Source organism: Oerskovia enterophila (assembly GCF_001692445.1).
Classification (GTDB): domain Bacteria; phylum Actinomycetota; class Actinomycetes; order Actinomycetales; family Cellulomonadaceae; genus Oerskovia; species Oerskovia enterophila.
The window spans coordinates 88,026-97,152 of record NZ_MAQA01000009.1 but is presented as its reverse complement, the minus strand read 5'-3'; the positions used below and the strand labels follow the sequence as shown (position 1 = coordinate 97,152).

9 protein-coding genes are annotated in these 9,127 nt (G+C 73.4%); 3 read left to right on the top strand and 6 right to left on the bottom strand.

The genetic code is table 11. The features are described 5' to 3' along the window. On the bottom strand, window positions 1-494 hold a 494-nt coding region (locus OERS_RS05750), incomplete at its 3' end, for a carbohydrate binding domain-containing protein (protein WP_282956062.1). 194 nt (window positions 495-688) lie between these two features. Between OERS_RS05750 and OERS_RS21465 the strand changes: the two genes are divergently transcribed. Continuing rightward, on the top strand, window positions 689-835 hold the full coding sequence (locus OERS_RS21465; RefSeq protein WP_157516398.1) for a hypothetical protein: 147 nt from the start codon (window positions 689-691) through the stop codon (window positions 833-835). 31 nt (window positions 836-866) lie between these two features. On the opposite strand, the gene OERS_RS05745 is transcribed toward OERS_RS21465, so the two are convergent. Next, window positions 867-1,913: a 5'-3' exonuclease gene (locus tag OERS_RS05745; RefSeq protein ID WP_068625069.1), complete on the bottom strand. Its 1,047-nt coding sequence runs from the start codon at window positions 1,911-1,913 to the stop codon at window positions 867-869. Between the two features lie 271 nt (window positions 1,914-2,184). Here OERS_RS05745 and OERS_RS05740 point away from each other — a divergent pair, with 271 nt between their 5' ends. After that, window positions 2,185-3,240, top strand: coding sequence for a 2,3-butanediol dehydrogenase (locus tag OERS_RS05740; protein ID WP_068625081.1), 1,056 nt, complete (start codon window positions 2,185-2,187; stop codon window positions 3,238-3,240). Window positions 3,241-3,403: 163 nt separating this feature from the next. Here the strand turns inward: OERS_RS05740 and OERS_RS05735 are convergent, their stop codons facing one another. Then, complete coding sequence (locus tag OERS_RS05735; RefSeq protein WP_068625068.1) at window positions 3,404-4,582, bottom strand: epoxide hydrolase family protein; 1,179 nt, start codon at window positions 4,580-4,582, stop codon at window positions 3,404-3,406. A 193-nt stretch (window positions 4,583-4,775) separates the two neighbouring features. Here OERS_RS05735 and OERS_RS05730 point away from each other — a divergent pair, with 193 nt between their 5' ends. After that, window positions 4,776-5,252: a hypothetical protein gene (locus tag OERS_RS05730; protein WP_068625067.1), complete on the top strand. Its 477-nt coding sequence runs from the start codon at window positions 4,776-4,778 to the stop codon at window positions 5,250-5,252. Between the two features lie 51 nt (window positions 5,253-5,303). Here the strand turns inward: OERS_RS05730 and OERS_RS05725 are convergent, their stop codons facing one another. The 3 genes from OERS_RS05725 to OERS_RS05715 all read right to left on the bottom strand — a co-directional run bounded on the left by OERS_RS05725 (window position 5,304) and on the right by OERS_RS05715 (window position 9,000). Beyond that, the gene (locus tag OERS_RS05725; RefSeq protein ID WP_068625066.1) at window positions 5,304-5,984 is read right to left on the bottom strand and encodes a response regulator; all 681 of its coding nucleotides are present in this window, start codon (window positions 5,982-5,984) and stop codon (window positions 5,304-5,306) included. Then, window positions 5,981-8,122 (bottom strand): sensor histidine kinase, encoded by a 2,142-nt coding sequence (locus OERS_RS05720; RefSeq protein ID WP_083201254.1) that lies wholly within the window; start codon window positions 8,120-8,122, stop codon window positions 5,981-5,983. The genes OERS_RS05725 and OERS_RS05720 overlap by 4 nt, the downstream gene beginning before the upstream one ends. A gap of 185 nt (window positions 8,123-8,307) precedes the next feature. Next, on the bottom strand, window positions 8,308-9,000 hold the full coding sequence (locus OERS_RS05715; protein WP_068625064.1) for a hypothetical protein: 693 nt from the start codon (window positions 8,998-9,000) through the stop codon (window positions 8,308-8,310). Window positions 9,001-9,127 lie beyond the last annotated feature (127 nt).

Here is a 9,127-nt window from a genome sequence, read left to right as displayed (position 1 = left end):
GCCTTGAGGGCCAGGTTCTGCTCGTTGATAGGGCTCTTGCCACCGAACCCGTAGTAGTGCTCGCCGACCTCCTCGAGGCGCGAGTCGGGGATCCCCTTGCCGACCGTGACGGCACCGTCCTTGACGACCACGACGCCCGCACCGACCGCGTAGTTGCGGCCGCCGTTGTTGTCCCAGGTGCCTGACCCGTTGTTGAACGTGAGCTGGGCCCCGGCGGCCGTCCCGAGCGGGATGGTCCGGCTGAGCCAGCCGTCGCACGCGGGCGCCATGGCGACGCCGGGGACCGTGGTCCACGCGCCGCCCGTGACGCCGTAGTGGACGTTGGTCGTGGTCCAGCCGGCTCGGGCCGGGTAGTAGACCGTTGTCGAGGCCTCGCCGCTGGTCGCGCCGGCGGCCGACGTGGCCACCGAGGTGACGGCGAGCGGGCCCAGGAGCCCGAGGCCGAGGAGGAGGGCGACGGGTCGTCTCCACCGTGCGAACGTCGTTGATCGCATGAGCTTCCTTCATCAAGGGGGCACCGCCGAGAGTCACGACGGTGTGACTTCTGCAAGGTTGCGTAACGTTGCAGCCTTCCTTGCGGGAACATACAGGACATCCCGAGGGCTGACCAGAGGTGTGGGAGGCTCGACCGGGCGCACCGAGGCGCGACGGGAGGACCCGGCACCACGGGTGCCAGGCAGGAGGAACGATGGACATGATCAAGCCGTGGCAGCTCGTCACGGTGGTCTGCGTGCTCGCGCTGCTGACCTATGTGGTGATCGTCGTGCGGGCGTTCCTCAGTGGGATGCGTGGCGAGGAGCGCGGGCGGCGTCGCCGCCGACGCCCGCGCACCTGAGCTCCGAGGTCGGCACGGCGCTGCTGACGCCTCAGCGCACGGACGCGAACGCCTCCAGGACCCGGTCGACGCTCGACCGCAGTCCCCAGCGCGAGGCGAGCGCGTCGAGGGCCGCAGCGTCCGCGGGGGCGGACGGGACGTCGTCGGGCACTGCGGGCAGGGGGGCGTCGCGCGCGACCTGGACCACGAGCGGGGCGACGTCCAGGTAGTCCGCGGCCTCGGTCAGGCGGCGTCGCTGCGTGGGGCTCAGGCCGGGGTCGCCCTCGTCGCGTGCGCGCAGGATGCCCGCGAGGTCGCCGTAGCGGGCGAGCAGCCCCGCGGCCGTCTTCTCGCCGATGCCAGCGACGCCCGGTAGGCCGTCGCTCGGGTCGCCGCGCAGCGCGGCCATGTCGGCGTACGCCTGGCCCGACGTCACGCCGTAGCGCTCGGCCAGGCGCTCGACGTCCACGACGTCGAGCTTCTTGAGACCCCGAGCGGTGTACAGGACGCGCACTGGCACGTCGTCGTCGACGAGCTGGAACAGGTCGCGGTCTCCCGTGACGACCTCGACGGGCCCGACATCAGGCCCACGGGAGCCGCTCGCACCGATCCCTTCGCCCGCCTCGCGCAGGGCGCGCCGCCGGGCCGACTCGCGCTCGACGAGCGTGCCGATCACGTCGTCGGCCTCGTAGCCCGGGCAGCCGACGCGCGCGATCCCGAGGGCCGCGAGGACCTCGACGATGACGGGGACCTGGGCCGTCAGGGCCTCGGGGACCTCCTCGATGCCCGTGGTCCCGGGCACCTCGGTCGCGACCCGGTGGGCCTTGTAGGACGGGATCGCGTCGACGCGGAACGCGGGGCGCCAGTCGTCGTCCCAGCACGCCACGAGGCGCACGGGCCGCCGCTCGGTGACGAGCACCGCGATGGTGTCGAGGAAGCCGCGCACGGCGTTGACGGGCGTGCCGTCGGGGGCCCTGACCGAGTCCGGGACCCCGAAGAACGCACGGAAGTACTGCGACGCGGAGTCGAGCAGCAGCAGGCCGCCGTGGCCGGGGAGCTGGGTGTCGCGCAGGGGAGCGGGCGTCGCCGGGTCCGTCATGCCACCCAACGTACCGGCGGCCGCCCACGCGGGCCGGTCCACGGCCCGGGTGCCGCGCGCCCCGACCGGCGCGACGCCCCGACACCCGGCCGCGGAGGTTCCTGATCTGACGCTGCGAGGAGGGATGTGTCACATCCGATTCGGGACCTTTGGCCGGGCTCTTCCGCAGGTCACGTGCCTAGGGTGGAAGTTGCCCCGGGCATCGAGGCGACCCGTCCGGGGTCGCCTGTCAGGAACCCAGCGACCAACGAGAGAAGGCGTGGCGAGGATCATGAAGGCTGCACGTTTCCACGGACGAGAAGACATCCGCATCGAGGACGTCCCGGCCCCCGAGCTGCGGCCGGGCGCGGTCGCGATCGACATCGCCTGGTGCGGGATCTGCGGTTCGGACCTGCACGAATACCTCGACGGCCCCATCTTCACGCCCGCCAAGGGCCGCCCGCACCCCCTGTCGCACGAGGAGATCCCCGTGACCATGGGCCACGAGTTCTCCGGGACCGTGACCGCGCTGGGCGAGGGCGTCGACGACCTGACGATCGGCGAGTCCGTGGTCGTCGAGCCCTACTTCGTGTGCGGCGAGTGCGCGCAGTGCGAGGCCGGCAACTACCACCTGTGCGTCAAGATGGGCTTCATCGGCCTGGCCGGTGGCGGCGGCGGGCTCTCCGAGAAGGTCGTCGTCGACCGACGCTGGGTCCACCCCGTGGGCGACATCCCCCTCGACCAGGCCGCGCTCATCGAGCCGCTGTCGGTCGGCCACCACGCGGTCGTCCGCTCGGGCGCCCAGGCCGGCGACGTCGCGCTCGTCGGCGGTGCGGGACCCATCGGGCTGCTCACGGCCGCGGTCCTCAAGGCGCGCGGCGTCACGGTCATCATGTCCGAGGTCTCCGAGGCCCGGAAGACCAAGGCCCGCGAGACGCACGTCGCCGACCACGTCGTCGACCCCACGCAGGACAACCTCATCGCCCGCGTCCGCGAGATCACGGACGGTCGCGGCGTCGACGTGGCCTTCGAGTGCACGAGCGTCAACGCGGTCCTCGACCAGCTCTTCGACGCGGTCCGTCCCGCGGGCGTGATCGTGGTCGTGTCGATCTGGGGCAAGGCCGCCGCGGTCGACATGCAGAAGCTCGTCCTCAAGGAGATCGACCTGCGCGGGACCATCGCTTACGTGCGCGACCACGCCGAGACGATCAAGCTCGTCCAGGAGGGCAAGATCGACCTCGCCCCGTTCATCACGGCGAAGATCCCGCTCGAGGACCTCGTCACCGAGGGCTTCGACACCCTGATCCACCGCAACGAGACCGCGGTGAAGATCCTCGTCCACCCGTGACGGGCTCCCGGCCCGACGCCGGAGCGCACCCTCGACGCGGAGGGGGCGCTCCGCCGTCGGGCCGGGTTCTTGGGCGCTGAGTGCATGATTGCGCTGCGAAACGCCCGGCGAGTCGCAGCGCAACCATGCACTCGGCGGAAGCCAGGGAACGGCCTGCCGCCGCTCAGCGGACCGTCGCGAAGAACTCCCGCACGTCGGCGACGAACGCCTCTGGTTCCTCCATCGCCGCGAAGTGGCCCCCGCGACCCTCGACGTCGGTCCACCGTGTGATCCGGTGCTGGGCCTCGGCGTACCGGCGGATGCCGACGTCGTGCGCGAACACGATGACGGCCGTCGGGACGCCGGTCGGGGGCTTGGGCGCGTCCCACGCGCTCTCGCTCGCGTACGCCATGTACGCCGACGACCCGGCCGTGCCGGTCAGCCAGTAGATCATCACGTCGGTGAGCATCCGGTCCCAGCCGAGCACCTCGTGCGGCAGCTCGTCCGCGGGGAACGTCCAGGCCTTGAGCTTGTCGAGGATCCACGCGAGCTGCCCGACGGGCGAGTCCGTGAGTGCCGCGCCGATCAGCCCGGGGCGCGTGCCCTGGATCGAGACGTAGCCGAGCTCCTCGGTCATGAAGCGCCCGATCCGGCTCAGACGGTCGCGCTCGAGCTCCGTGAGGCTCGCGAGCTCGTCCTCGCCGATCTCGTGGAACGCCATGCCGATGTTGCCGTTGAGGTGCACGCCCACGACCGGTCCTGTGGTGCCGTCGCTCCCGGTCGCGCGCGCGACCTCGGGCGAGACCCCCGCGCCCACGTCGCCGCCCTGCACGCCGTAGCGCTCGTAGCCGAGCCGGCGCATGAGCTCGGCCCACGCGACCGCGATGCGAGCACTGTTCCAGCCGGCCTCGGTGGGTCCCGAGAAGCCGAAGCCCGGGAGCGAGGGGATCACGACGTGGAAGGCCTGCGCGGGGTCGCCGCCGTGCGCGCGCGGGTCCGTGAGCGGCCCGATCACGTCGAGGAACTCGGCGAACGACCCCGGCCAGCCGTGCGTGAGCAGCAGCGGGAGCGCGTCGGGCTCGGGCGAGCGGACGTGCAGGAAGTGGACCCGCTGCCCGTCGATCTCGGTGAGGAACTGCGGGTAGGTGTTGATGGAGGCCTCCTGCGCGCGCCAGTCGTAGGACGCGCGCCAGTGCTCGACGACCTCGCGCAGGTAGGAGACAGGGACTCCCGTGTCCCAGCCGTCGCCCGGCAGCGGGGCGGGGAACCGGGTCCGCGCGAGACGGTCGGCCAGGTCGTCGAGGTCCGCCTGCGGGATCTCGAGGCGGAAGGGGCGGATCGTGGAGCTCGTCGTCGTGTCCATGTCCTCGACGCTACGCGCGGTAGCGGTCAGCCTCTGTCCGCTATTCCTGCCCGACGGCGGAGCTCGCCTTCGCGCGTGAGGGGGCGCTCCGGAGTCGGGCCGGTTCTCGGGCGTTGAGTGCATGATTGCGCTGCGAAACGCCCGGCGAGTCGCAGCGAAATCATGCACTCAGCGGGGCTGCCAGACTCACCCCATGACCGACCTGCGCTGGAGCGACGTGATCGATGCCCTCGACCCGGAGTGGAACGGGTACCTGCCGGACGTCGTGGTCGGCTCTGTCCGCCTCCAGGACTGGCAGTCCCTCCTGGACCTCGTCGAGGAGCAGGGGTGGACCCACGAGGTGGCGCACGCCGAGGGTGCTCCCTGGCCCCGAGCGGCAGCGCTGTTCCCCGACGGTCGCCCGCTCGACGAACCCCCGACCCTGGCCGTGCGGCCGTTCGCGGGCGTCCAGGTCAACGTCTACCCGCACGCGGTCGACGAGATCGCGTTCGACGTCGACCTGCGCGAGCTCGAGGGGCAGGTGGGGATCGACCGGTTGTGCGGGCTGCTGCGGCTCGTCGGCAGGCGGCTGTCGCGCGACGTCCCGCTGTACGCGGAGGGGGACCCTGCTGCCCCCGCCCTGCGCTACGACCTCGCGACCGACACGTTCTGGCACGTCGAGGCGCGGTGAGTGCGGAGCAGTTGTCGTCGACAGGCCAGATCGACGACGACTGCTCCGCACTCAGCGGGAGGCCGCCGCCCGCGCCGACGACCCGTCGTCGTCCACCAGGCCCTCCTCGCGCGCCCGCACGATCGCCGCCGCCCGGTCGCGCAACGACAGCTTGGCGAGCACGCCCGCGACGTAGTTGCGGACCGTCTTGGTGCTCAGGGACAGCCGCCGCGAGATCGCGGTGTTGTCGAGCCCCGCGGCGACGAGCGCGAGCACCTCGCGCTCCCGGTCGGTGAGCTGCGGGAACGGCACGGCTGCCCGCGAGCCGCCCAGCACGTTGGCCACGGCGCGTGCCGCGACCCCCGGTGCGAGGATCAGCTCGCCGTTCGCGACGGCCCGCACCGCCCGCTCGACCTCGTGCGGCGACGCCGACTTCACGAGGTACCCGCGCGCCCCGGCGCGCAGGCAGGCCGCGACCGAGTCGTCGTCCTCGTGCATCGACATGACGAGCACGGGCACGTCCGGGCGGTCTCGCGCCAGGTCCCGCGTGAGCTCGACGCCCGACCCGTCACCCAGGTCGAGGTCCATGACCACGACGTCGAGCCCCTCCGGGCCGCCCAGCACGGCTCGGGCCTCCGCGGCGCTCGCGGCCTGGGCCACGACGCTCACGCCCTCGAGCGAGTCGAGCAGCGCCGCCATCCCGATGCGGAAGACGGGGTGGTCGTCGACGAGGGCCACGCGGATGGGGCTCACAGCACGACCTTCCGGGGGAGGACGGCCCGCACGCGCGTGCCGCGCGGTGCGAGCGGGGTGATCTCCAGCGTCCCACCGAGCTCCTCGGCGCGCTCCCGCATGGACCGCGTCCCGACACCGGCCTGCGCGTCCTGCCCGACGCCGGAGCCCGCGTCGTCGCACGTCACGACCAGGTGCGTCCCCGGCTCGGGGACACCGGGCGGGTGCGCGGCGACCTCGACGCGACAGCCCGCGGCCCCGCTGTGACGGGACGCGTTGATGACCGCCTCGCTCGCGATCGCGTAGGCAGCGGCGGCGATGCGCGTGTCGAGGTCGTCGCACGGCCCGCACAGGAGCTCGACCGCGAAGCCGTCGGCGTCGTGGTGGTCGGCGAGGTCGTGCAGCGCGGCCTCGAGACCGGCCTCGTCGAGCGCGGGGGGCAGCAGGCTGCGCGAGAGAGTGCGCACGTCCCCGACCCGTTGCTCGACCTCGTGCTGGAGAGCCTCGAGCACCGCGGCCGCGGCGGCGGGGTCGGTCGCGAGCGTGTTGCGCGCACCCTGCAGCCCGAGCCGCAGCCCGTTCAACCACGGCCCGACGCCGTCGTGCAGCTCCCGACGGATCAGTCGCCGTTCGGCGAGACGCGCCCGGGTCACGGCGTCCTTGGCACGCTCGAGGTCGCGCGCGCCGCTCGCCAGGGCGAGGCCTGCGGCGACGACCGGCACGAGCTGGGCGAGCGCGTCCCGGGTGCGTGCGTCGAGGCGCTCGCCGGCGCGGGGTGTCACGGCGAGGTCCCCGAGGACCTGGCCGCCGTGCTCGACGGGCACGTGGGTCACGTGGACCGAGGTGGGGAAGCCCCACGACGCCTCGACCGTCCCGGGTGGCGCCCCGGGGACCGTGCTCGCCGACCCGGAGCCCGTTCGTGCGGCCGGGGCGCCGCCCGCGAGCGAGGCGGTGCGGGAGGACGCCGCCGCGCCCGCTAGGCCCCCACCGCTCGTGAGCGTGACCGACTCGAGCCTGAGCGACTCGCCCGTCGAGGCGACCAGTCCGTGGAGCAGCTCGTCCGCGGTCGCGGCGACCCCGAGCTGGCGTCCCATGCGCAGCACGGCCCGTCCCGGGTCGGTCGTCTCGCCGTAGACGAGGGTGCGGACGCGCCGCCGGAGCCAGGTGCGGGCGGGCTGGACCGCGAGCACGACACCGACCGCGGCGAGCACCTGGGCGAGCGGCCGGTTGCCGACGAGAGCCGTCACGGCGACGACGAGCGCGACGTAGACGACGACCAGCGCGAGGGTCAGGAGCGCGCCGATCGTCGCGCGGCTCAGCGCGAGGTCCAGGCCCCAGAGCCGGTTGCGCAGGACCGAGACGAGCAGCGCGGCAGGGAACAGGGCCTGGCACGCGAGATGGGTCAAGGGCAGCGCGAGGATCGCGTCCGGCGAGTCCCACGTCCCGAGAAGAGGGAGGAACGACAGCGCCATGATCGCCGTGCCCAGGGCCAGGAGCCCCAGGCCGCGGCGTTCCTCGGGAGGCCCGTGCCGGTGCCGCCACCACGTCGCGGCCGCGGTCACGAGCCCCATGACGACGACGCCGAGGATCGCCGGCCGTGGGTCGTCGACCGGTGCGAGCAGGAAGAAGAGGATCGAGCCGACGCCGCCCGCGACCCCGAGCCACGCGCCCACGGACAACGGGTGGTCGCGCACGAACCACGGCACGAGCACGAACAGCCCGATCGTCCCCGGGACCCACGCGAGACCGTACGCCGCGGCGAGCGGTTCGAGCGGCGGCAGGTCCGGGTGCGTGCTCGCGAAGCTGCGCCACGCCCCGCCGAGGGCGGCCAACCCTCCGCCGATCCCCGCGAGCGAGACGAGCCAGCCGACGACGTGCTGCCGGCGCGACAGGATGATCGCCCCGACCGAGCCGTAGACGAGCGCGACCATGGCGTCGACGACCACGAACAGCAGGTCGCCGAGCAGCACGCCCACACCCGAGGTGAGCTGGAGCACGAGCGCCGCGATGCCGAGGAGCCACGAGACGATCGCGATGGCGAGCGCCGTCCGCGGCAGTCCCGCGCTACCTAGGCTCGCGCGACCGAACGCCGATCCGCGCGAGGGCACGGCCGGACCGCCGGAGGACTCCGGTGGAACGTCCCCTGCGTCTGCGCCCACAGCGCCACGGTAGGGGGCGGGACCGGCCGCGCGACAGAGGGCGGGAACGATTCCACCCGCACGCCGGGCTGCACGGCCGCGACCGGCCCCGCCCCCGGAGAGGGGGACGGGTCCGGTCGCGCTGCCCGGGACGACCCGGGCGCTCGGTGACGTGAACACGACGGTGCGCTGCGCCGTCGGGCAGGTCAGCGACGGTCGCCCAGCGCGAAGCCGAGCGCTGCGACCGTGAGCCACAGCGGACCCACGAACCCTGCCATGTACTGCAGGGGCGAGACGCCCACGAGCAGCGTGAGCCCGCCCAGGAGCAGGCTCACGACCCCGATCCAGCGCGGTGCGGCGCCGTGCCGCAGCGACGCCACGGCCACGGCGACCGCGGTCAGGCCCGCGCCGACCCACAGCCAGGGGATGGTCGCGGTCCAGTCGGCGTAGAACGCGCCCGACTCGGGGACGATCTTGTCGAGCTCGGCGAACCCGAACATGAATTGGGTGTCGAGCCCCGAGCCCATGAGCGCCGCGACCGAGGTCAGGACGAGTCCTGAGCCCGCGACCGTCGGCAGGAGGCTGCCCGCCGGGGCCTGGACGTCGAGGCGTCGCTTGAGCCCTGCCGCGAAGATCAGGACGAGGATCGCGACCAGGACGGTCGCGGTGTGGAAGACGAGGAGCGTGGACGTCTTGCCCGCGAGTTCGGCGACGATCGCGTCGGCGTCGCCTGCCGTCTGCTCCCAGTCGGCGCCGAGCGCCATGGAGGCATGGATCGAGACGATGCCCAGGACGCCGGCCGCGACGCCGGTCCACGCCCAGGCGCGGGACGTGCGGGCGGGGTGCCCGTGGGCGAGGGCGGCGTCGGACGTGACGGGTGCTGTCGGTCGTGCGGTCATGGTGGACCCCTGCGTGTCGGAGGGCCGGCCCGGCGGGCGGCGGCCGTGGGTGGTTGACACGACGAGCGTGGGGCGGGAGGCGTCCCGGGCGGCAGGGGCGGATGTCCTGGGAGGCTGGGCGGTTCGG

Excerpts from the sequence above, each read along its gene's own strand:
- OERS_RS21465 (WP_157516398.1), top strand. The coding sequence starts at position 689 with ATGGACATGATCAAGCCGTGGCAGCTCGTCACGGTGGTCTGCGTGCTC.
- OERS_RS05745 (WP_068625069.1), bottom strand. The coding sequence starts at position 1,913 with ATGACGGACCCGGCGACGCCCGCTCCCCTGCGCGACACCCAGCTCCCC.
- OERS_RS05740 (WP_068625081.1), top strand. The coding sequence starts at position 2,185 with ATGAAGGCTGCACGTTTCCACGGACGAGAAGACATCCGCATCGAGGAC.
- OERS_RS05735 (WP_068625068.1), bottom strand. The coding sequence starts at position 4,582 with ATGGACACGACGACGAGCTCCACGATCCGCCCCTTCCGCCTCGAGATC.
- OERS_RS05730 (WP_068625067.1), top strand. The coding sequence starts at position 4,776 with ATGACCGACCTGCGCTGGAGCGACGTGATCGATGCCCTCGACCCGGAG.
- OERS_RS05715 (WP_068625064.1), bottom strand. The coding sequence starts at position 9,000 with ATGACCGCACGACCGACAGCACCCGTCACGTCCGACGCCGCCCTCGCC.